The organism is Janthinobacterium sp. BJB304, from assembly GCF_002735765.1.
Taxonomy (GTDB): Bacteria; Pseudomonadota; Gammaproteobacteria; order Burkholderiales; family Burkholderiaceae_D; genus Janthinobacterium.
The window spans coordinates 264351-286880 of sequence record NZ_PDZN01000002.1 but is presented as its reverse complement, the minus strand read 5'-3'; the positions used below and the strand labels follow the sequence as shown (position 1 = coordinate 286880).

Below are 22530 nucleotides of genomic sequence, written 5' to 3'. Positions count from 1 at the left end.
GAGCACGTCAATAGATGTTTTTCATTCTAACTCGTCATTGCACACTGGTATTCTGCGTCACTGAATTTGGTCGTTGAGCGTGCGCTTTGGCAAAGCAAAACAGACCGGTTTGGGTCGAATCTGGTCTGTCGTAGGGCGCGCTAGATTTTCCATCCGACAACCTGCTATGCTGGTCCGAACGGCCGGCTTCGGCCAGCATAGCAAACTTACCCAGCGTGCAGACTGATATGAGTATTTACTGGTGGCAACAACGGAGCGACAAGCAAGCCACCGCAGCGGATCTCCGCTTCGCCTCCACGGCATGAAGGCCGTGGTGCTGCGCAAAAAATCGACGATGAAATGGAATCAATGCATTTCCCTTTTAATAACATTCGTTGGCAGCTTTATCGCATTTGCCTTCGTTTATTACCTGCTGGACCTTTCCTCAGGATTTCTTGCGCTAGGTCCCAACGGGAATAAGGAACCATTTTTCTTCCAGATAATGGATTTTCTTGATCGCGTTGGCGGCTTTTTTACCGGAGTTCCATTTCATAAAAGAAATGCCGGACGGGCAATCTTATTTTACGCAACAATATTTGCATTGTGGATAACCTTCTTGGATCACAAGAGAATGCAAAACCAAAAAAAGGACCGTAAATAATGGCTTTGTTGCACAAATAAACTGAGAGTATAATAGCCCCTTACCCCAGACGGAATTAGGCCATAGCCACCGTCGTCGGCGTACCGATGAGTATTCTCATCAAACCGGACACCGATTCTTACACCAAGCTGGACACCGAATGGCATTTGAACCCGGACACCATTTCTCTTAGCCGGACAGTCACTGGAAGTCGCCGTTGCTGACGACCATGATGTGGATGTTCTTGCCGCCGCCCCGCAAGGCAGGTGAAATTCCACGTACCTTCCAGATTGGCAACATGTTATCCTTAGGCGCTACTGCAGAGTTCGGCCATGAGCTGACATTTGTCGCAGGCTATTGCATGAGGGCGAGTTAGAGCAGTTCTGGCTCACGGCGGTTCTGGTGATATTGTTGACTGTGCCCGTTGCCGCGCTAATCTTTCGATGGAACGCCTTAGGATGACAGTGACCGGCCACAAGCGGCCATCCATTGTTAGCGGCCCCGATACGGGACAAAAATATTTTCCTGACCTCTATGCTCGAAATTTTTTCTCCGTTTAGTTACACCCCAGATGTCTTGGTCATCGAGTTGCCGAAAGACAGTGCACGATTGAAAATTCAAGCGTTTGAATCAGAATGGGGACCTACGGATGAAATCCTCTGCTATTGGGATGGAATATTGTTCGGCCAAGCCACTCCCAACGATAATTTGAGGTTTGCAAAGTTGCTACCCAAGCTGGATCGTCAGAGGAATTATCATTGGCCAAGTGCCGATTCCTATGCATCTGCAATGGTAAGTTTGCTGACCCAATTTCCTCAACTTGAAGTTTGGTGTGAGCGGGACTGTGATCAGTATGATGTTGCCCGTATTGACACAATTGACGAACTGTTTGGACAGCTTAAATTAGCGCAGTCCTATTGTCTGAACGGCCGAATTCAATGTCCAAGTTTCTCGTATCGTCCCGTTGAAAAGAATTAACTTCGAAGTTCTGAACGAGCATATTCGGGAAAGTCCCGGATTGTTCAATTCGAATGCCAGGAAGTTCCAGGAGCGGACGTCCAAACCTGACGTGGCAAGAGATCATCTATTTTAAATTTATACCAGAGGTTGCATGCGCCATTTTCAAAGTGGAAGCTATTTTACGGCTTGTCTGAACATTCGGCCAACGCTGTCATTCGAAGCCACGGTTGTCGTTCTGGCCGAGGCACTTGGCATCAGGTTCTCGCCTGACGAGGAAGGGAAATACGAAGAATATCCGGCGTATCGCGCCTTCGCGCTTGGACTGGAAATCGCTCTGTTGGCGCCTCCGCCGCAGAATTTGGATACGCGGGATATCCGCGACAACTGTTTTCAGCTAATTATCGATACCTGCGCGGACGTATCCGATGGCGGTGCGGACGTGGATCTGAGCGCTCTTATTGCGGCGCAATTAAGCTCCGCCACCGAGCTGGAAATGGAGCGTGTCGACGTAGCCCCTGCGTAATCCCCCAGGGCGCTGCGCCCGCATGGACGTCCGCTGTAGGCGCACTGCAAGGTCTTGCCGGACGCCCTCAGCCCGCCGCCTTCTTCCCCTTCAACAAACTCCCCGCCGCATTTTCTTCAAAGCGGCCCGCCTCTTCTATATAACCATGCACGGTGCCGTCGTGGCGCCAGCCGCCCTGGCGCTTGATGGCCTGGAAATCGGCGCCGGCCCGGTGGGCGCTGGTGGCCATGCCGCGGCGCAGGCTGTGGCTCGATAGTTCCGGCACGTAATCGAGCCCGGCCAGCCGGGCGCAGCCTTCCAATATCGTGTTGATGCTGCTCGCGTGTAATCCCTTTCCTCCCACATGGCCCCACTGGTTGATGGTGCGCAAGAGTGGGCCACCGGCGATGCCCGCCACGCCCAGCCAGGCGCGCAGGGCCGTGGCCGGGCAGCAGACGCCGTCGCCGAACGGGATCGCCTTGACGATGCCCTCCCCCAGTTGATCCGTTTTCGAGCGGGGCAAGGTGATCACCATGCCCTGCGGCTCCCAGCGGATGTCTTCCAGCCTCAATCCCACCAGTTCGCTGCGGCGGAAAGCGCCAAAAAAGCCCAGCTGCAGCAAGGCGCTGTCGCGCAAGGCCTTGTTGGTGCCCAGGGCGGCCAGCCTGGCGACGATCAGTTCCAGATCTTCCAGCGGCAGCGCCCTCGCCTTCTTTTTCGGTTTGCCGTGCAGGCGGGCGATGCCGGCCAGGGTCTTGCGCACGGTGGGCGTGGACGCGGGGTCGGCAAAGCCCTGGTACACATGCCATTGCGACAGGGCCGTCAGGCGCAGGGCCAGGGTGCGCGCGTTGAGGCTGTCCGCATACGCCATCAGGTAGCGGATGACGGTGGACTCGTCGGCAGGCAGCGCCCCGCCCCAGGCCTGGAAGTGGCGGATGGCGGAACGGTAGGTGCGGCGCGTGTTGTCGGACGTGGCGGCAGCGAGAAACGCCTGGTGGCGCGCGGCCAGCTCGGCATCGACCAGGGCGCCGCGTAACGGCACAGGAGCCAAGGCGGCGTTTTTTGGCACGGCGATACGGCGTTTCGGGAGGGGCAAATCGGGCATGGCGGCGGCGAAATCGGGGTTTTGTACTGGGAGACACACAGAATAGCACGCCAAGCACTCCCATAACACGCGATAAGCGATCTTATCGTGCCTTATATTTTTCAAAAACGATGAAAATTTATATCGTAATATTACGCGATATTACGTATCATGTAATACGTTACTAAATTTCGCTCATAGGTGATTTCATGGCCCGCACCGGCATTCTGTACTCTGATGTTATGAAAGCAGCCCAAATCGTCGCTGCCGATGGGCGCAATCCCACGGTCGACAATGTGCGCGAAGCGCTGGGCAGCACGGGCAGCAAGAGCACCATCGCACCCCTGCTCAAGCGCTGGAAGGAAGAGTTTCAGGGCGCGGGCGCCGTGAAAACGGAGTCAGGCTTGCCGGCCGAACTGATGGAAGCGATGCGCGGTGTCTATGAAAAGCAGCAGCGCGACGTGGCGCAGCAGCTGGAAACGGGCATGCAGCAGAACCGCGCCGAACTGGACGCGGCGCTGGACAAGCTGAAGAAGACGGAAAGCGAACGGTTGAAATTGACGGAGGCGCGCGCCGCCCTCACCCAGGAATTGCGCGCCACCCAGCATGCGCTGGCGCAACTGAAGGAAGAGCACCATTTCCGCGCCGTCACACTGGCCACCCTGCACAGCGACAACGCGGGCCTGACGCAGCGCCTGGCCGACCGCGGCGAGGAAATCGCGGCCCTGAACCGCCAGCTGGCGCAGGTGCGCTCGCAGTTCGACCATTACCAGGAAGCGGCCGCGACCCAGCGCAGCGAGGAGCGGGCCCAGGCGCAGCAACGGATCAGCCGTCTGGAGCAGGATAACGCGCAGCTGCAGCAGCGCCTGCAAGGCCAGCAGGCGACCCTGGTGCAGCAGGACATGCGTTTGGCGCAGCTGCAGGCCGAACACACGCGCCTGGCTGATGAAGCGGCCGCCGACCGCGAGGCGCTGGCCACCGTGCGTCCCGAGCGCGACCAGTTCGAGTTTCAATACTTGCAGGCTGCCGCCTCGGCCGACGCCCTGCTGGCCAAGCTGGACACGGCCATGCTGGCGCTGAACGACGCCAAGGTGGCGCTGGCCGCGCAGGACAGACAGCTCGACATGCTGACGGAAAATAGCCAGGCAGCGCAGCAGCGCGCCGAAGCGCTGACGCTGGAACGCGATACCTTGCTGCGCGACAGTGCCGGTATGGCGGCCAAGCTGGCCCTGCTCATGGATAGCCAGGAGAAACGCGCTGTTTGAGCTTGTCTACATGGTATGGGATCTCTATGACGGTCGCGGGACGGGCCTGGCCAGCGCTCAAGGCTTGCCCCGGTATTTCGCCTGCCAGATGACGGCCGACGGGGACGAGTACGCACAGCATTTCACCTTGATGCCAATCAACGCGACGCTGCTGGCGCTGGCAACTGAGCAATGAGACATCTTCCGCCGCCGGGAGCTGCAATTTCAAACGGGCACCAGCCGCACTGGACAGCCATCGCGGACACCGTGGCATCAACGTCCGCCAGGATGCGCTCGAGGACGCCATCCAGGCTGCCCTGGTGCCACTGCTGCGGCAAAGCCGCGCTGCGCGCCACTTTTTACATCTTTTCCTGGATGCCGCCGAGGCCAAGCCGTGCCGGCAGTATCAAGCAGGCCGGCGGCGCGCCAGCACCAGGCCGAGCGCCGTATCGGGAAACTTGCGCCATCGCCTGGGCAGCGTGGCACGCACGCGATTCTCGACCGCTGCCAACTGCTCGGCGTCGTCCGCTTTCAGAGTGGACGCCAATAGTTGCTCTTGCGTATGTCTCTCCATGCGATTCGCCCGTGCCTTGGCGGCGTGAATCGCCTTGCGCGAGGATTTACTGTTTTCGCCATAATTATTGCGGCGGTCTTTGGCGTAACTGAGGTGTTTCTTTTCTTGTGGCGTTTTCATGGGCTACAAACGGCGATTCAGCACGCTGTCGATATTGTAGGTTTTCAGCTCGGCCTGGACCGCGCCGTCCTGCAGCCAATAGCCGTCGCTTCCCTGTTGCAGCGCGTCCATGTCGAGCTCGCCCAAGGTTGGCGCGATGGCGCCGGCGAGAAGCTGCGCCACATCGTCCCATGCCGCATACAACAGTTTCAGGTACCAGCCGTCGTCGTGGGCAAAGGCGAGAAAGCGGCTGCGCAAGGCGGCAGGCGGCGTGAGCGCACCACGATGGTCAAGCATCGCGGCCACGTCCGCATCGCCGGGGGCCGGCGGCGCGCCCTGCCAATCGGCCCAGGCGTGGCTGCCCCAGGCATGGATATCTTCATGCGCCAGCGCTGGCAATTGCTGCCGCGCCAGGGTCTGGTAGCCGGCAGGTTTCCTGGGCGTCCCGGCGCTGCCCTTGCGCAGCACGATGCCGTCCGCGTCCAGGAGCGCGGGGATGACATCGTTGAATTCGATGCCGGAAGCGACCAGCATGCGCTCGGCCGGGTCGTGCCAGATATACAGATAATGTCTCAAGTATTCGTCCGTTTTGGTTTTGGCGCCATATTTGCGGCCACGGCGGCGCGTATCAACGCCTTGAACGCCGCGGCATCGAGATGCTCGCCTTCGTGGATGTCGATGGCCCGGCGCGTGTTGCCGTCCAGGCTGGAATTGAACAGGCCGGCCGGATCGGGCAAGGCGGCGCCCTTGGCGAAGGTGAGTTTCACGGCCAGTTTATACGTTTCGCCCGTGCAAATCATGCCCGCATGCGACCAGACGGGCACGCCGCGCCATTTGACTTCTTCGACCACCTCCGGGTCCGCCTGGTGGATCAGTGCGCGCACGGCGGCCAGGGTTTTGCCGCGCCAGTCCGCCAGCGAGGCGATTTTCGCGTCGATCTGGCGGGCGGGCGATTCGGTGATTGCCGCTTCCCCGGCGGGCGGCGCGCTTGCAGCGGCTTTTTTCATGGTTCACGTCTCCTTCCTGTGCGCTTGTCTTACTGCGCAGGATCGGCCATGCAGTTGGCAAGCGAAGCAATGAATTGGTCGCGCAAGGCCTGGTATTGGGCGTCCGTGGCAAAGTCGCGCGGGTCGGCCGGCTGGTTCAGCACGTAGGCGCTGGCGACCGTGCCGCTGGCGGCATGCAGCAGCGTATAGAAACTGATAATGCCCGGTGTCTCCGCGATGCTGGCGTTATTCAATCCTAGCACTTCCACGCCCTGGCGCGCGTCCGTTTTCAGCGGCACCTGATGCGGCGGCTTGCTGCTGGCCGACATCTCCTGCATTTGCGCCACGATGGTCTCGCGGTCGGCGGCAAACTGGTCTGCGGCGCTGCGTTCGATCTTCAGATTCGCGAGGGGCAAGCTGCTCTTGCGGAACAGCATCAGCCGGTAGCCATCGGCCGTCGAGACCCGGCGCTCCCCCGCCGCCATCTTGACGACGCGCGTGGTCGCGCTGGCCGGCAAGCGGTCCTGCGTTTTGAACTGGAACTCGCTGCGGTTGATGCATTGCGCCAGCGGCGCCAGAGGATCGGCCGTGCGGTCCTGGGCATGGGCGGCCTGCGCGGCGAGCAGCATGGGGATGGCAAGCAAATGGCGGAGTTTCATGGGGGCAATCATTTCATCGGGTCACAGTGACGCGAGCATAACCGGCCACATTGCCAAAAGGCAAATGTTTAGTTTCCATCCTCTAGATACCGTGGGAATAGCTTCTTAATATGAAATTCACCTGGCCCGCGTAGCATTCAAATTGGCAAGGCTCTCATTGTGCAGCGCCTGCCATTTTTCGGCAGAACCATGAATGACATCGCTTTGACCTTGCACCACGGCGCCGCCGTGCCGCCCGCCACGCCACCCGCAGTGCCACTATATTCCTCCAGCGGCCACCGCCTGAAAGCGGCCCTGGGCGCCCTCTTCTTTCCCCGCCAGCGCACGCGCTGGCAAGCCTTCATCGGCAGCATGCCGGGCTTGAGCTCGCTGGCGCAGCTGCATCCCTGCCTGCGCTTCAAGATTTACCGCCCATACGCGTCGCGCCGGCTCGGTTGCGCGGATCGCCTGGCCTTGCTGGAAGGACATTACCGCTTCCTGTGGCAGGCGGGTGCGCGTGCGCTGGTCGAACGGGCCGCGCGCGAACCCGTGGTGCTGGCCGCGTTCGACGGCAAGGACGGGGCGCAATACCGTTTGCAGCTGACGGCCATCCACGACAGCTACCGCGAGGGCGAACTGTGCCTGCGGCTGACGCGCGACGGCCTGCCCCTGTACCTGGCCAGCTTTTTGTTCGTGCCGCGCGCCGATGGCGTCTCGCTGCAGCTGGGCGCACTGCAAGGCTTGCGCTCGGAAGCGGGCAAGCTGGCCGTCAAGGACGCCACGCGGGCGCTGCACGGCTGCCGTCCGAAAAACCTGATGGTGACGGCCTTGCGCGATTTCGGCGATTTTTTTGCCTGCACCAACCTGTTCTTGATCAGCAACGACAACCGCATCGCCCTGAATGCGCGCCGGCGGCGCCATATCGCCGCCGATTACGACCTGGCGTGGCAGGAATTGCATGCCTTGCGCATGCGCGACGGCAATTATCACTTGCCCTGCGCTGCTTACCGCGTGCCGGATCTGGCCGGGGTGCCATCGAAGAAACGCGCCGAAGCGCGCCGGCGCGGCGAATTGCTGCTCGGCATGGCCGCCGACATGCGCGCGCAGCTGGCGGCCATGATCGCCGCACCATCTTGCCAAAACGGCTATCTTGCCAGTGATGCTGTTATGCTGTATTCCCATCAATCACTTTCCTGACGGAATCGACGATGCCTCCACGTTTACGCACCCTGCTGCTGCCCCTCCTGTCCCTGTCCGGCGCCGCCGCCGTGGCCGCGCCCACCCTCGACGCTGCCATGCGGGAACGGGCGGAAACATTGGTGCGTGACGGCAAGCATGCAAGCCTGGTCATCGCCGTGATCGACGGCAAGGACAGCGCCGTGTACGGCTTCGGCCGCGCGCGACCCGGCGACAAGGGCGTGCCCGATGCCGACACCGTGTATGAAATCGGCTCCGTGACGAAAACCATGACGGGCTTGCTGCTGGCGGACGCCGTCGTGGCGGGCAAGGCGCAACTGGATCAGCCGGTGGCCGAACTGCTGCCCGCCTACGCCATCCCCGCGCTGGCGGGCCAGAAAATTACCGTGGGCCAGCTGGCCACGCACTTTTCCGGCTTGCCCCGCCTGCCCGCCAACCTGGCGCCGGCGGACATGCGCAATCCCTACGCCGACTATGCCGAAGGCCAGTTGCGCACTTTTTTGGCCGGCCATGCGCTGGCGCGCGCGCCGGGCGCCGCGTATGAATACTCGAACCTCGCGTATGGCTTGCTGGGCACGGCCCTGGCCACGCAAGCCAATATGTCTTACGAAGAACTGCTGCAAGCGCGCATTTTCCGTCCACTGGGCATGGCCAGCAGCTCGGCAGTGACGACGCCGGCCCTGCATGCGCGCCTGGCGCCGGGCCACCTGGCCGATGGCAAGCCGGCCGCGAACTGGGATTTCCAGGCCATCGCGGGGGCTGGCGCTGTGCGTTCCAGCGCGCGCGACATGATTGCCTACATGCAATCGTACATGCGGGCGACCAGTCCCGCACAGCAACTGGCCGTGCAGCCGCGCCGGGTACTCGCCGGCGAAGGCGATGGCGACGGCGTGAAAAAGATCGGCCTGGCGTGGATGCTTGACCAGGTCAAGGGCCAGCCTTTCGCCTGGCATAACGGGCAGACGGGCGGCTATGCCAGCTTTGCCGGCTACACCCTGGACGGCAAGCGGGGCGTGGTGGTACTGAGCAGCACGGCGCGCAACGTCGATGGGCTGGGCGTGGGCGTGCTGCTGCCCGGCAGCCTGCCGCCGCCAAATGCCCCGGCGCCGAAGGAAATCGCCATCGCCCCGGCCGAACTGGCCCAATATGCGGGCCAGTATGCGCTGGCGCCCACGTTTGTCCTCAGCGTGCGCCAGGGTCCCGACGGCTTGCTGGTGGGCGCCACGGGCCAGGGCGAAGCGCCCGTGTATGCCAGCGCGAAAGACACCTTCTTTTACAAGGTGGTCGAAGCGCAACTGGTATTCCAGCGCGACGCCCAGGGTGCCATCACGGGCGTCGTCCTGCACCAGAACGGCCAGGCCATGCCGGGCAAGCGCAAACCTTAGCAAAGCGGCAAAAGTGGCATAAAACTCAGGCGCCCTTCATGTTGGCGCCGTATGCTTCCCAGGGCATACCAGCCACCTTATCCAGGTGCCGGCGTGCATTCGGCCCACCCTGGACAAGGTTTCCCATGACACCCACTTTCGCCCTTCTTCCCCTTTGCCTGCTCGGCGGCGCCGCCCTGGCCGCGCCCGTCCTGGACGACGCCGTGCGCCAGCGCGCCGAGGAACTTACGCGCACGGGCATGCTCCCCAGCATCGTCATCGCCGTGATCGACGGCAAGACCAGCGCCGTCTACGGCTTTGGCAGCGTGCATGCAGGCAAGAATACCAAGCCGGGCGCCGACACCGTCTACCAGATCGGTTCCGTCACCAAGACCATGACGGCCTTGCTGCTGGCCGACGCCGTCGTCGAAGGCAAGGTCAAACTCGACGCGCCGGTGACGGCAATATTGCCTGGGTACACCATGCCGGCCTTCGACGGCAAGCAGATCAGCCTGCTCGACCTGGCCACGCATTATTCCTCGCTGCCGCGCCTGCCCGACAATTTCGCGCCCAAGGACCCCGCCAATCCGTATGCGGACTACACGGAAGCGAAGCAGCGGCAATTTCTCGCCGCCTACCAGTTGCCTCGCGCGCCGGGCACCAAATTTGACTACTCGAACATCGGCTATGCCGTGCTGGGCACGGCCCTGGCCGCACAGGCCGGTACCAGCTATGAAGCGCTGCTGCAAAAGCGCATCGCGGTACCGCTGGGCATGCGCTCGACCTCGAACAAGCCCACGCACGGCATGCTGGCGCGCCTGGCGCCCGGTCATTTGCTGTCGGGCGAGCCGACACTCGCCTGGGATTTGAACGTGGTGGCGCCAGCCGGCGGCGTATATTCGAGCGCGCGCGACATGGTTGCCTACCTGCAAGCGTACATGTTCAAGCCGCTGCGCCCGTATGCGCTGGCGCTCAAGCCGCAGCGGCAGCTGGCACCGGACAGCGAGACGAAAATCGGCCTGGCATGGCTGCTGGAGCAGCGGCAGGGTCAAAGCTACGCCTGGCACAGCGGCCAGACGGGCGGCTACACCAGCTATGCGGCGTTCACGACGGACGGCAAGCGGGGCGTGGTGGTGTTGACGAACGCAGCGCGCGATATCGACGCGCTGGGCTTGTCCGCCCTGCTGCCCGGCACGCCCTTGCCGCCGCTGAAAAAGCCGCTGGCCGCCATCGAATTGCCGCGCGCCGCGCTGGCCGAGTACGTGGGCGAGTATCCATTGGACAAGGATTTCACGTTGACGGTAACCCTGGGCAAGCAGGGACTGGAAGCGGCAGGCACGGGCGTCGGCTCAGCCCCCTTGTTTGCCAGCGCGAAAGATCAATTTTTCTTCCGCGCCATCGAGGCGGACCTGGCCTTTACGCGCGATGCCGCGGGCAAGATCGCCGGCGCCGTGCTCACGCAAGGCGGGCAGGACGTGGTGTTGCCGCGCAAGCAGTAAAACCTACGCTGCCGGGTCTTGCATGAATTGCTCGACCCGGGCGACGAATTGCGCCTTGCTGCGCGTGCGAAATTCGCCGAGGAAAGCGTCGCTACCCTGGACGATCTTGCCGTGGCGGTCGTATGCCACCTTGCCCATCTCCAGCACGAACTCACCCTGCGGATCGTCTTCCGGTTCAAAATGCGAATTGAAGCAGTAACCGCTGTCGCGGCAACTGCCCCACAGCAGCAATGCGCTGCTGAACCATTGCATGGTATCCGGGCCAGGCTCGACCTCGAACAGGGTGTTGACGGTGATGTGCCAGCCGCCCGGCACGCGCAGCGGCTGCAATGGATAGGGAAAATGTGGCTGTTTCATGTGGGCGATGGCAGGCGGCGGCTTGCGTAAAAGGCGAGGAAGTCCAAGGCCGGCAACGCTTTCGCAAACAGCCAGCCCTGGCCGAATTCGACCTTGCGTTCCAGCAAATAATCGGCTTGCTGCTGCGTTTCGATGCCTTCGGCCACGATCAGCATGTTCAGGGTGCGGGCCATGTCGATGATGTGCGGCGTGACGCTGCTGGTGGCCGCATCCGTGCCGATGGTGTCGACGAAGGATTTGTCGATTTTCAAGGCGTCGAGCGGCAGGTTTTGCAGGCTCGACAGGCTGGAATAACCGGTGCCGAAGTCGTCGATGGCCACGGCGTGGCCCCGTGCCCTGGCTTTTTCGATAGTTGCGCGGGCCGCTTCCACGTTGATGAAGCCCCGCTCCGTCGCCTCCAGCCAGATTTGCTGCGCCTCGATGCCCGTGCCGGCCAGCGCGCGTTCGAGCACGTCGAGCACCCGGCCCGTTTCGATATCGCTGGCGCACAGGTTGATGGCGATGTGCAGTTCGCGGTCGGCCAGCAGCGCGGCGCGCATGTCGGCGATGACGCAGGCGATCACCTGGTCCGTGATGGGCAAGATGAGGTCGCTTTCCTCGGCCACGGGGATGAACAGGTCGGGCCGTATCATGCTGCCGTCGGGACGGCGCCAGCGTATCAGCGCCTCGGCGCCCACGCACACGCCCGTGTCGAGCGCGATGATCGGTTGATAATGGACAAAGAATTCGCGCCGCTCGACCGCCGTTTCCAGTTCGCCGCGCAAGGACAGGCGCCGGCGCGACAGCCAGATGACGATGCCGACGATGAAGGCCGCCATCAGCAGGCCCAGCGGCAGGAGCAGCAGCTGTTCGCGGCGCAGCCTGTCGTTGAGCTTGCTGCGCGGCTCGATCATGACGGCCGTCAAGCCATCGCGGTACAGCGTCGCATGGATGTGGCCGTCGGGCGCGGCGTTGACGGCCGCCGGCAGCCCGGCGAGCAGGCTTTGCACCAGCGCGGGGTCGGGATGGTGCAAGGTGTCGAGCACGCCCTGCTTGCCGATGGCCACGGCCATCTGGATATCGCTGTCGACGATGACGTCGGAAAAGCGCACGGGATCGATCAGCACCTTGTAGGCGCGGTGGGACAGCCCCACCATGCGCTTGCCGCCGCTGACGACGGGCCGCAGGTTGAAATCGATGCCCATGCCGTTGGCCAGCGTGAAACCGGCGGGGGTGACGGCGATGCGCGCTTCTTCGATGCCCGTGGACGTGCATTTGAGCAAGCCGTTTTCCACGTAGCCGATATCGTCGATGCTGCGCGTGGTGATGGTGATGCGACGCAACTGCTGGATATGCGCCTCCGAGCACGGTGCCAGGTCCAGCGCATCGGCGCTGCGCAGGGCGGCGCCGGCCGACGCGATGGACCGGTGGGCGCGCTCGAGCGCGTAGCCGGCCAGCAGGCGCAGGCGTTCCTGCTCGCCCTGCTCGGCGCGCACGGACGACAGATAGAAGGCCAGGCTCAGGGGGGCGGCCACGCCGATGACGGCGACCAGCACGCTGGTCACGATAATGCGTTTTCTGCGCATGCGACTCTCCGCACCGAACATAACCTACTGCGCGTCGCGATTTGCGGCTTCCGATGCTCACTGTGCATTCGCACAGCTCCGCTTCTCAGCCACAACTCACTGCCGCTCGCTACGGTTCTGTTCGACGCTCTTGATTGATCGTGTTATATGATTGCCATGTATTTCTCGATGGCATCATATTACAAGTGCGGGCGGTGCACGCGCATATTACTGAAGAGTTACACTTTTTCCAGCGGACTGGCCAGCACGAACACCAGCGCCGCCGCCACGGCCGCCAGCCCGCCAGCCAGATACAGCACGCTGGCAAAGCCGTCGATGAAGGCATGGCGCGCCGCTTCCTGCGCCACGGCTTGCAGCGCGGGCGGCAGCTGGCCAAAGGCGTCGGCCGCGTTGCCGGCAACGATGCGCCCGATCATCTCGGGCGAGGCTTTCAAGCCGTGCAGCCACGCCAGTTGCTCGAACGAGGCGGCCGTACGCATGGCCAGCACGGCGCCCAGCGCGCCGACGGCCAGCACGATGCCGACAAAGCGCGTGGTGGTGCTGATGCCGGAACCCATGCCCGTGCGCTCGCGCGGAATGCAGGCGAGGATGGCCTTCTGGGTCGTGCCGTTCAGCAAGCCCGCTCCCGCGCCCGTGACGACCATGCCGGCCGCCACCCAGCCGTATTGCAGGCTGGCGGCGGCCAGGGCCGTGGCGACGTTGCCCAAGGCGACGATCAGCAGACCCGTCACGAGGATGCCGCGGTCGTCCAGCACCCGCATGGCGCGCGGCGCCAGCCTTGACAGCACCACCATGGCGACGGCGAACGGCAGCATGGCGCAGCCGGCCAGGACTGCGGAAAAGCCGAAGGCGTTCTGCAGGTACAGCGGCAAAAACGTCATCATCACTTGCGCGGCGATGGCATAGCCGAACATGCCCAGCACGGCGCCGACGAACACGCGCCGGCCAAACAGGCTCAAATCGACCATGGGCGCGCGCTGGCGCCGTTCCACCAGCACGAACACTACCAGCAGCGCCGCGCCGGCCGCAAAGCGCAGCATGGTGGCATGGCTGGACCAGCCCGCCACGCTGGCGTCGATCAAGCCCCAGATGATGCAGAACAGGCCGGCGGAAAACAGCAGTGCGCCCAATGGATCAAAACTGGCGTTGGAAGCGTCCTTCGATTCGTCCACGTGCCTGCCTACCAGCCACATCAATATGGCGACGACGGGCAGGTTCAGGTAGAAAATCCAGCGCCAGTTGATGACGCTCGTAACGAGGCCGCCCAACAACGGCGCCACCGTCATGGCCACGCCCATGGCGGCGCCCCACACGGACCAGGCGCGCGCCCTCTCCTTTTCCGCATGAAAGGTGTGGCCGATGACGGCCAGCGCGGACGTCAGCAGCAGCGCGGCACCGAGTCCCTTGACGGCGCGCGCCACGTTGAGCACGAACGGCGTCCACGCCAGGCCGCACAGCAAGGACGCCAGCGCGAACACGGAGAGGCCATACAGCATCACTTTGCGCCGTCCCAGGCGGTCGGCGATGCTGCCGGCCGGCAACAAAAACGAAGCGAACGCCAGCATGTAGGCGCTGACCACCCATTCCACATCGACGAAGCTGGCGTTGAGCGAGCGGGCGATCGACGGCAGCGAGACGGCGACGACGTTGGTGTCGAGCATGATCAGCGCGCACACGCCCGAGCAGGTATAGAGGGTCCAGTTGGTATTCTTCATGCCTGTATTTTAAGCAGGCTGATGTTATTTCCTGTTATAAGACAAGCGCCTTATAATTTACCCATGGTGAATACAGACAAAGACATGGAATTGCGGCATTTCCGCTGCGTGCTGGCCGTCGCGCACAGCCTGCACTTCGCGCGGGCGGCGGCGGAACTCGGCATTTCGCCGCCCGCGCTGACCAAGCAGGTGCAGGAAACGGAGCAGTTGCTGGGCACGCGCCTGTTCCAGCGCAGCAAGCGCGCCGTGTCCCTGACGGCGGCCGGAGAACTGTTCGTGCTGGAAGCGGCGCGCGCGCTGGAGCAGCTGGCGCAGGCGCAGGACGTGGCGCGCCGGGCGGGACGGGGCGAACTGGGACGGCTGGAAATCGGCTACGTGGCTTCGGCCGCCTATGCCGGCGTGCTGCAGGGACAGTTTGCGCAGTTTCGCGCCAGCCACCCCGGCATCCGCATCGGCGCGCGCGAATACGCGATGGATGCCCTGCCCGGCTTGCTGGACCAGGGCAGAGTCGACCTGGCCTTCGTGCGCCCGCCGCTGCACTTGCCGGACGGACTGGACAGCGTGGTCTTGCTGCGCGACCGCTTCGTGCTGGCCGTGCCGGCCGACAGCCCGCTCGCCCGGCTGGAGGTGGCGGCACCGGCCGTGCTGGCGCAGCAGGCCTTCATCGTGCCGGAACAGGAATTGGGGACATTGGAGGTGAGCCGGCGCGGCGGCTTTGCGGCGCAGGTAGTGTCGCGCCCCGGCAGCCTGGTGGCCGTGCTGACGGAAGTGTCGCTGGGCGTGGGCTGCGCCATCGTGCCCCACTCCGTGATGGCCAGCGTGCAATTGCCCGGCGTGGTGTTCCGCGAACTGGCGGCGCCGCAGATCAGCTCGGAAATCGCCGTGGCGTTTCGCCGCCACGAACAGGCGCCCGCCGCGCGCGCCTTCATCGCCCAGCTGCGCTCGGCGGCGCTGGCTTAGCCTCAGGCCTTCAGGACGGCCACGGCGTAGGTGCAAGCGCTGGCCGTTTCATTGCGGAACACGCAGTCGGCCGGCGGCCCCAGTTCCAGGCAGTCGCCCTCGTCCAGCACGTGGCGGGTCTCGCCCTCGATGAAGACGAGGCTGCCGCTGAGTGACCAGATCAGCTGGCGCCGCGCCACGTAGGCGGCGGCCGGCATGGCCACCACGGCGCCCGGCGGCAAGGTAATGTGCACGAGGTCGAGCGGCATGTCGGACGCGGGCGACACGTGGCGCCGCACATAGCCGCTCTGCGGGTCGACCCACACGGGCTGCTCAAGCTTGCGCAGCAAGCGTCCCTCGCGCATTTCCGCGCGGGCGATCAGTTCGGACATGCTCAGGCTGAAGGCGCCCGACAGGCGCGCCAGCAAGGTGGCCGTGGGGCTGCAATCGCCGCGCTCCACCTTGTGCACCATCGCGCGAGACACGCCCGAGCGGGCCGCCAGGTCCGTCAGCGACCAGCCCAGGCTTTCCCGCTCGAGGCGCACCCGGGCCCCGATGCGCTGGTTCAATTCGTCTGGTTTAGTGGACATATATCGGGTTCCATTCGGATTTTATTGGACAAGGCGTGGGCGGCACACTATTATTTGTCCATTATAGTAGACTACTAGCAAGGAGATCAACATGCGCATACGCGATGCCCACGCGGGCGATATCGAGGCCATCACGGCCATCTACAACGATGCCGTCAGCCATACCCTGGCCATCTGGAATGAACGGACAGTCGATGCGGCCAATCGCGCCGCCTGGCTGGCCGATCGCGAGCGGGCCGGCTATCCCGTGCTCGTCGCCATCGATGCAGAGGAAAAGGTGGCTGGCTACGCCTCGTTCGGCGACTGGCGCCCGTTCGAGGGTTTCCGCCATACGGTCGAGCATTCCGTGTATGTGCGCGCCGACAGCCGTGGCGCCGGGGTCGGCAAGGCCTTGATGGGGGAACTGATTATGCGGGCGCGCGGCCTGGGCAAGCACGTGATGGTGGCGGGCATCGAGGCGGGCAATGCCGGCTCGATCGCCCTGCACAAGCAGCTGGGCTTCGAGGAAGTCGGTTTGATGCGCCAGGTGGGCACCAAGTTCGGCGCCTGGCTGGACCTGGCGTTCTTGCAGCTGCAACTCGATGCGCGCAGCGATCCGGACGACATCGCGCCGGCCGGATAAGGTCACGCCGGCATCAGGGATCGATCTCCGGCGGCGGGCGGTGCAGCGCCATGTGCTCCCACACGGCCACCAGTACCAGCACGCAGCTCGTGATGCAGGCCAGGATCAAGGGCGAATACAGGCGGCCGTAGGCCATCGGGATCAGCGCCAGGATGATCAAAATGCCCAGCAGATGCGACAGCGGCGGCGCGGTGCGGTCGCTGCTGACCCATTTAAATAGCGCATTGCCCAGCAGATACAGGATCGGGCCGCCCAGCAAGGCGCTGATGCCGGCGAAGCTTGCTTCATCCGGATGCACGAGGGCCAGTTCATCGGCCACGGCACTGACGATCACGCCGCCCACGATCAGCACGTGGATATACGTGTAAGCCTTGCGGGCGATGCGCCCCGGGTCCTTCGAGTGGGCGATGCGGTGGTGGCCCGCTTCGGCGCCCGTGTCGAAATAAATCCACCACATGGCGATGCTGCCGACCAGGGCAGACAAGAAGCTCAGCCAGTTGCCGGCCGTCCATTCCAGGCCCGCGAACGTGGCGCCCGTCACCAGCAAGGATTCGCCGAGGGCGATGATGACGAACAGGCCGCAGCGTTCGGCCATGTGGCTGCCATCGACGTCCCAGTCGGCCGTCGTCGAGCGGCCCAGGCCCGGCATGCCGAACAGCATCCATGGTCCGGCCAGGTCGATCAGCAGGGCCGCGGCCCACCAGAAGATGCGCTGCTCGGGCGACGCGATGCCGCCGGCGATCCAGAAGATGCCGGACAGCACGGCCCACAGGGCGATGCGCTGGAAATTGCGGCGGCGCGCCAGCGCTTCATGGCGCACGGCCCACCAGGCGAACAGGGGCCGGCCCACCTGCATGGCGACATAGGCGCCCGCAAAGCCCAGGCCCCGCGTGCCGAACGCTTCCGGTATCGAGGCCGACATGATCAGCCCGCCCAGCATCAGCGCAAACAGGCTGATGCGCACGGGGATGCGCTCGGGGTCGAGCCAGTTGGTGATCCACGAGGTGAAGATCCACACCCACCAGACGGCCATCAGCAGCAAGCCCGTCTGCAGCCAGCCCATGGCGCTCAGGTGCGCCAGCAAGCCGTGCGACAGTTGCGTTACCGCAAACACGAACACGAGATCGAAGAACAGCTCGATCATGCCCACCTTGCCGCTGTCCAGCCCGCCCCGCGTGCGCAACAGCGATTTACTTAATTCCATAGCGACTCTTTCATTCATGCTTGATTAAAACGGTACGTCCCGGGTGGGTATTTATAACTTTACTGGCGTCAACAAGGGCAAGCCGGCGAAATGCGCGGCCAGGTTATCGACAACCAGTTGCCCCATCGCATGGCGTGTTTCCACGGTCAGGCTGCCCACGTGCGGCGTGAGCACGACGTTGGGCAAGGCGCGCAAGGCGTTTGGCACGCGCGGTTCGTCCGCAAACACGTCGAGGCCGGCCGCGCCCAGGTGGCCATCCTGCAAGGCGCCGATCAGGGCGTCTTCGTCGATCAGGGCGCCACGGGCGATATTGATCAGGGTGCCTTGCGGCCCCAGCGCGTCGAGCACGGTGCGGTCGATGATCTTGCGCGTGGCCGGCGTGCCCGGCGCGCAGACGATCAAATAATCGCTTTCCTGCGCCAGGGCCAGCAAGGACTCCGCGCGCGGCACGCTGGTGCCTGCAATGGCGCGCGGCTGGAAGTAGCGCACATGAATGCCGAAGGCGGCCAGGCGCAGTGCGATGGCTTGCCCGATCTGGCCGAAACCGAAGATGCCGGCCGTCTTGCCGCGCAGGGTAGATGCGGGGGCGATGGCCTCGCGGCGTTCCCAGCCCCCATCGCGCATGAAACGGTCGAGTGCCACGACATGCCGCGCGCTGGCCAGCAGCAAGGCCAGCGCCATGTCGGCCACGTCGTCCGTCAGCACGTTCGGCGTGGTGGTAACGGCAATGCCGCGCTCGCGCGCCACGTCGAGCGCCACGCCATCGAGGCCCACGCCATTGACGGCGACGATTTCCAATGCGGGCAGCAAGCCCATGTCGGCCGCGTTCAAGCCCAGCGCGCCCGTCGTGACGACGGCGCGGATGGCCGGCGCCCGCTCGGCCAGCCAGGCGTGGCGTTCATCCGCCGGCACTTGCCAGGCATGGTGGCAGGTATATTGCTGTTCCAGCTGCGCGTTGACGGCAGCCGAGGGACTGGGGGCGAGGATGAGGAGTTCGGGTGGCATGGGCGTCCTGGGTCGTGTCGACAAGATTTGCAGACGCAACTTAGCATATTTGAGACCCAGCCGGGGATGGCATACCCTAATACCGCCCCTAAAACCCTGCGCGCTGAGCGGTCTTTGCCTGCGTCGGGCTACCCGATTCCATCGCAGGTCGGCTTAGCCCACCGGGCGCAAGCCGACAAGCACCGCCACGCAGCCTGTCAGATTACGCTGCGCTAATCTGACCTACAACTGCATGCCGAGCGGTCTTTGCCTGCGTCGGGCTACCCGATTCCGCCGTAGGTCGGCTTAGCCCGCAGGGCGCAAGCCGACAAGCGCTGCCACGCAGCCTGTCAGATTACGCTGCGCTAATCTGACCTACAACTGCGCGCCGCGCGGTCTTTTCCTGCGGGGAGCCACCCGATTCCATCGTAGGTCGGCTTAGCCCACCGGGCGCAAGCCGACAAGCACCGCCACGCAGCCTGTCAGATTACGCTGCGCTAATCTGACCTACAACTGCATGCCGAGCGGTCTTTGCCTGCGTCGGGCTGCCCGATTCCGCCGTAGGTCGGCTTAGCCCGCAGGGCGCAAGCCGACAAGCGCTGCCACGCAGACTGTCAGATTACGCTGCGCTAATCTGACCTACATAGCATTCAATCCGGCTCAACCAGGGCAAGGCACGCGTTTGATCTTGCCGCCCGTCTTGAACGGGTCGGCGCCCGCGCCCGGGTTCGCATCCATGCCAAAGCACGTGGCACCGCCGGGGTTGACGACGCGCGTGGCGGGACGCCCATCGGCCGTCAGGTATTCCTCTACGCGGATGACGGGGCCGCCGCGCCAGGCGGAGGCGACCTGTTTCTGGAACGCGCTGTCGCCTTTGAGGTCGGCCGCGGCCAGCCAAGGCTGTTGTTGCTTGAGTTCGCCGCGCAAGGCCTTGTCGGCCGCGCCCGCGGCCAGCCGGGCGCGCGTGCGCAAATCGGGGCCAGCTGGCGAGTTCGGGGGCGCGGCGGACAATTCCTCGGCGGGCATGGTGATGGCTTCTGCTGTCACGGGCGGCATGTCAGGCACGACGGACGGAACCTGAGCCCGCGCGCGCGGCACGGGAATCGGCATGGGTGGCGGCATGGCCATCGGCGGCGCCGGCGGCGTGGGCCGGGGCGGCAGCAAGGTCATGAAGGCCACTTCCGTATATTGCTTGAGCTGCCGTGCCGGCAGCAGGAGGAAATACAGGCCCAGCGCATGCATGGCCAGGATCAGGGCGACGGCCGCGCCTTTGAAGCTCAAGCCGCCCCGTAGGCGCATGGAAGCGGACTGTAGATGGCGGTGCAATGGCATGCGGTTTCCTGTGGGCGCCGGGCGCGATGGCTTATTTTAGCGAAACTTGACCATAGGCATTAATAAATCCACAAGGTATCGCCTGGCGCGCCTTTTCTCGCCAGATTCCGGCACCCTGGGGTATCGGATGTTGCACAAATAACGACTTTTTCATCGCTTTCTCACACTTTCCCACGCGCTGCGCTGTGCTGGAATATAATGATAATCATTCTCATTAATATCCAAACAATACCATGCGCACCTTCCGCCTCGTCCCTACCCCGTTCGCCCTGGCCGCCTTCCTGCTGGCCAGCGCCGCCGCCCACGCGCAAACCGTGCCGGCCGGCGACGCGCAAACCATGCCCACGGTAGTCGTCAATGCCTCGGCCGATGCGTCGGCGCAAGGACTGTCGAAGGCGTATGCGGGCGGCCAGGTGGCACGCGGCGGGCGCATGGGCATCCTCGGGTCCGTGGACATGATGGACTCGCCATTCGGCAGCACCAGTTACACGCAGCAATTCATTGCCGACCAGCAAGCGCGCAGCGTGGGCGACTTGCTGCAGAGCGATCCGGCCGTGCGCATGTCGCGCGGCTATGGCAATTTCCAGGAAGTGTATGTGATCCGCGGCTTCGCCCTCGATTCGGACGACGTGGCGTACAACGGCCTGTACGGCGTCCTGCCCCGTCAATATGTCTCGCCGGAATTACTCGAGCGCGTGGAAGTGTTCCGCGGCGCCAGCGCCTTCCTCAACGGCGCGGCGCCGGGCGGCAGCGGCATCGGCGGCGCCATCAATCTGATGCCCAAACGCGCCGGCAACACGCCGCTGACGGAATTGACCGTGGGCGTGGAATCGGGCGGCCATGCCTACGCGGCCATCGACGTGGCGCGCCGCTTTGGCGAGCACCAGGAATTCGGCGTGCGCGTGAACGCCGCCAAGCGCCAGGGCGAGACCGGCATCCAGCGCGAAGACCATGACGTGGGCATGTTCTCGGTGGGCCTCGACTATCGGGGCCGCAACTACCGGCTGTCGGCCGACGCCGGCTACCAGAATTTCGATTTGACGGCGCCGCGCCCTTCCATCAACACGGGCAGCCTGACGGCCTTGCCAGGCGCGCCCGATGCGTCGAAGAACTTTGCCCAGCCATGGAGCTATTCGAAGGAGCATGACGTGTTCGGCACGGCGCGCGCCGAGGTCGACCTTGCCAAGGATGTCGTGGCCTGGGCCGCGTTCGGCAGCCGCTCGACGAAGGAAGCGAACAGCCTGGCCCAACCGACGTTGAGCGCGCTCAATGGCGATGCCAGCGTGTACCGCTTCGACAATGCCCGCAAGCAGGAAATCCGCACGGGCGAACTGGGCGTGCGCGGCAAGCTCCATACCGGCGCCGTCCGGCACACCCTGGTGGCCAGCTGGTCCGGTCACTGGAACGAGGCGAAAAATGCGTATGCGATCAGCGACTATGCAGGCTTGCCGACGAATATCTACCATCCGCTGGACGTGGCCATGCCGCCCACCCTGCCCGCGAACTCGGGCGGCGTGATGAACGACCCGCGCCTGACACAAAAGACTATCCTCAACAGCTACGCCGTGGCCGATACCATGGCCTTCCTCGACGACCGGCTGCTGCTGACCGTGGGCCTGCGCCGCCAGCAGATCCGCGACGCGGCGTATGCCTATGGCACGGCCGTGCAATATTCCAGCTATGACAAGAGCGCCACGACGCCCGTGGCCGGCATCGTCTACAAGGCCGGCAAGAACGTGTCGGTCTACGCCAACTATATCGAGGCGCTGGTCAAGGGGCCCGTGGCCAGCGGCACCTACTTCGATGGCAAGGATAACCAGCTGGTCAGCAACCATGGCGAAGTCTTCGCGCCGTACAAGTCGAAGCAGAAGGAAATCGGCATCAAGTACGACGGCGGCAGGCTGGGCATGAGCGCCGCGCTGTTCTCGACCGCCAAGCCCTTGCCGGCCGTGGTCGGCTCGCGCGCCACCTTGTCGGGCGAACAGCGCAACCAGGGCCTGGAACTGTCCGTCTTCGGCACGCCGATGGCGGGCGTGCGCCTGCTGGGCGGCCTGACCTGGCTCGATACGGAACAGCGCAAGACGGACAAGCCGGCCAACAATGGCAAGAACGCCATCGGCGCGCCAAAAACACAGCTCAGCGTGGGCGGCGAATGGGACGTGCCCGGCGCGCCGGGCTTGAGCCTGAATGCCCGCACCGTCTACACCTCGACGCAGTATGCGGATCTGGCCAACAGCAAACAGTTGCCGTCCTGGACCCGCGTCGACATCGGCGCGCGCTACCTGACGCAGGTGGCGGGCCATGACGTGACCTTGCGCGCGCGCATCGACAACGTGGCCGACCGCAGCTACTGGGCTTCCGCAGTGTCTTCCTTCGATGCGGGCAGCCTCGTGCTGGCCGCGCCGCGCACCTTCGTCGTATCGGGCAGCGTGGCGTTTTAACCGGACCGACGCGAA

23 protein-coding genes are annotated in these 22530 nt (G+C 63.9%); 11 read left to right on the top strand and 12 right to left on the bottom strand.

Translation table 11 applies throughout. The features are described from left to right. Positions 1–241 precede the first annotated feature (241 nt). The 3 genes from CSQ95_RS03250 to CSQ95_RS03245 all read left to right on the top strand — a co-directional run bounded on the left by CSQ95_RS03250 (position 242) and on the right by CSQ95_RS03245 (position 2102). Positions 242–640, top strand: coding sequence for a hypothetical protein (locus tag CSQ95_RS03250; protein ID WP_143449892.1), 399 nt, complete (start codon positions 242–244; stop codon positions 638–640). 513 nt (positions 641–1153) lie between these two features. After that, positions 1154–1597, top strand: coding sequence for a hypothetical protein (locus CSQ95_RS28980; RefSeq protein WP_143449891.1), 444 nt, complete (start codon positions 1154–1156; stop codon positions 1595–1597). A gap of 133 nt (positions 1598–1730) precedes the next feature. Continuing rightward, a complete protein-coding gene (locus CSQ95_RS03245) occupies positions 1731–2102 on the top strand; it encodes a hypothetical protein (protein WP_099408464.1) in 372 nt (123 codons plus the stop codon). A gap of 67 nt (positions 2103–2169) precedes the next feature. On the opposite strand, the gene CSQ95_RS03240 is transcribed toward CSQ95_RS03245, so the two are convergent. Next, positions 2170–3186, bottom strand: coding sequence for a site-specific integrase (locus CSQ95_RS03240; protein WP_099408463.1), 1017 nt, complete (start codon positions 3184–3186; stop codon positions 2170–2172). Between the two features lie 221 nt (positions 3187–3407). Between CSQ95_RS03240 and CSQ95_RS03235 the strand changes: the two genes are divergently transcribed. Both CSQ95_RS03235 and CSQ95_RS29565 read left to right on the top strand, forming a co-directional pair. Beyond that, complete coding sequence (locus CSQ95_RS03235) at positions 3408–4430, top strand: DNA-binding protein (protein WP_257217928.1); 1023 nt, start codon at positions 3408–3410, stop codon at positions 4428–4430. A 10-nt stretch (positions 4431–4440) separates the two neighbouring features. Beyond that, complete coding sequence (locus tag CSQ95_RS29565) at positions 4441–4605, top strand: hypothetical protein (RefSeq protein ID WP_180278938.1); 165 nt, start codon at positions 4441–4443, stop codon at positions 4603–4605. Positions 4606–4815: 210 nt separating this feature from the next. Here CSQ95_RS29565 and CSQ95_RS03230 read toward each other — a convergent pair whose 3' ends face one another. The 4 genes from CSQ95_RS03230 to CSQ95_RS03215 are packed head-to-tail and all read right to left on the bottom strand — an operon-like array spanning position 4816 to position 6727. After that, positions 4816–5103, bottom strand: coding sequence for a hypothetical protein (locus CSQ95_RS03230; RefSeq protein WP_099408461.1), 288 nt, complete (start codon positions 5101–5103; stop codon positions 4816–4818). Between the two features lie 3 nt (positions 5104–5106). Then, on the bottom strand, positions 5107–5658 hold the full coding sequence (locus CSQ95_RS03225; RefSeq protein ID WP_099408460.1) for a hypothetical protein: 552 nt from the start codon (positions 5656–5658) through the stop codon (positions 5107–5109). Beyond that, a complete protein-coding gene (locus CSQ95_RS03220; RefSeq protein WP_099408459.1) occupies positions 5655–6089 on the bottom strand; it encodes a DUF1801 domain-containing protein in 435 nt (144 codons plus the stop codon). The genes CSQ95_RS03225 and CSQ95_RS03220 overlap by 4 nt, the downstream gene beginning before the upstream one ends. Before the next feature lie 29 nt (positions 6090–6118). Next, positions 6119–6727, bottom strand: a complete 609-nt coding sequence (locus CSQ95_RS03215) for a hypothetical protein (protein ID WP_099408458.1) — start codon at positions 6725–6727, stop codon at positions 6119–6121. 189 nt (positions 6728–6916) lie between these two features. On the opposite strand from CSQ95_RS03215, the gene CSQ95_RS03210 reads away from it, so the two are divergent. From CSQ95_RS03210 to CSQ95_RS03200, 3 genes are all read left to right on the top strand, one after another. Then, positions 6917–7903: a DUF535 family protein gene (locus CSQ95_RS03210; RefSeq protein ID WP_143449890.1), complete on the top strand. Its 987-nt coding sequence runs from the start codon at positions 6917–6919 to the stop codon at positions 7901–7903. An 11-nt stretch (positions 7904–7914) separates the two neighbouring features. Continuing rightward, positions 7915–9288: a serine hydrolase gene (locus CSQ95_RS03205; RefSeq protein ID WP_099408456.1), complete on the top strand. Its 1374-nt coding sequence runs from the start codon at positions 7915–7917 to the stop codon at positions 9286–9288. A gap of 125 nt (positions 9289–9413) precedes the next feature. Beyond that, positions 9414–10766: a serine hydrolase gene (locus CSQ95_RS03200; RefSeq protein WP_180278937.1), complete on the top strand. Its 1353-nt coding sequence runs from the start codon at positions 9414–9416 to the stop codon at positions 10764–10766. A 3-nt stretch (positions 10767–10769) separates the two neighbouring features. Here the strand turns inward: CSQ95_RS03200 and CSQ95_RS03195 are convergent, their stop codons facing one another. From CSQ95_RS03195 to CSQ95_RS03185, 3 genes are all read right to left on the bottom strand, one after another. Beyond that, complete coding sequence (locus tag CSQ95_RS03195) at positions 10770–11123, bottom strand: hypothetical protein (protein ID WP_099408454.1); 354 nt, start codon at positions 11121–11123, stop codon at positions 10770–10772. Next, the gene (locus CSQ95_RS03190; protein WP_099408453.1) at positions 11120–12688 is read right to left on the bottom strand and encodes an EAL domain-containing protein; all 1569 of its coding nucleotides are present in this window, start codon (positions 12686–12688) and stop codon (positions 11120–11122) included. The genes CSQ95_RS03195 and CSQ95_RS03190 overlap by 4 nt, the downstream gene beginning before the upstream one ends. 218 nt (positions 12689–12906) lie before the next feature. Next, a complete protein-coding gene (locus CSQ95_RS03185) occupies positions 12907–14403 on the bottom strand; it encodes an MFS transporter (protein WP_099408452.1) in 1497 nt (498 codons plus the stop codon). A gap of 63 nt (positions 14404–14466) precedes the next feature. Here CSQ95_RS03185 and CSQ95_RS03180 point away from each other — a divergent pair, with 63 nt between their 5' ends. Continuing rightward, entirely contained in the window at positions 14467–15363 is an 897-nt protein-coding gene (locus CSQ95_RS03180) for a LysR family transcriptional regulator (protein ID WP_257217927.1), read from the top strand. Between the two features lie 2 nt (positions 15364–15365). Here the strand turns inward: CSQ95_RS03180 and CSQ95_RS03175 are convergent, their stop codons facing one another. Continuing rightward, positions 15366–15932, bottom strand: a complete 567-nt coding sequence (locus CSQ95_RS03175; protein ID WP_099408451.1) for an XRE family transcriptional regulator — start codon at positions 15930–15932, stop codon at positions 15366–15368. 91 nt (positions 15933–16023) lie between these two features. Between CSQ95_RS03175 and CSQ95_RS03170 the strand changes: the two genes are divergently transcribed. Further along, positions 16024–16554, top strand: a complete 531-nt coding sequence (locus tag CSQ95_RS03170) for a GNAT family N-acetyltransferase (protein ID WP_099408450.1) — start codon at positions 16024–16026, stop codon at positions 16552–16554. 13 nt (positions 16555–16567) lie between these two features. Here CSQ95_RS03170 and CSQ95_RS03165 read toward each other — a convergent pair whose 3' ends face one another. The 3 genes from CSQ95_RS03165 to CSQ95_RS03155 all read right to left on the bottom strand — a co-directional run bounded on the left by CSQ95_RS03165 (position 16568) and on the right by CSQ95_RS03155 (position 20074). After that, positions 16568–17758, bottom strand: a complete 1191-nt coding sequence (locus CSQ95_RS03165) for a low temperature requirement protein A (protein ID WP_099408449.1) — start codon at positions 17756–17758, stop codon at positions 16568–16570. A 51-nt stretch (positions 17759–17809) separates the two neighbouring features. Beyond that, the gene (locus CSQ95_RS03160) at positions 17810–18763 is read right to left on the bottom strand and encodes a 2-hydroxyacid dehydrogenase (protein ID WP_099408448.1); all 954 of its coding nucleotides are present in this window, start codon (positions 18761–18763) and stop codon (positions 17810–17812) included. A gap of 639 nt (positions 18764–19402) precedes the next feature. Further along, entirely contained in the window at positions 19403–20074 is a 672-nt protein-coding gene (locus CSQ95_RS03155) for a hypothetical protein (RefSeq protein WP_143449889.1), read from the bottom strand. Positions 20075–20307: 233 nt separating this feature from the next. On the opposite strand from CSQ95_RS03155, the gene CSQ95_RS03150 reads away from it, so the two are divergent. Then, on the top strand, positions 20308–22515 hold the full coding sequence (locus CSQ95_RS03150; protein WP_099408446.1) for a TonB-dependent siderophore receptor: 2208 nt from the start codon (positions 20308–20310) through the stop codon (positions 22513–22515). The last annotated feature ends 15 nt before the right edge of the window (positions 22516–22530 follow it).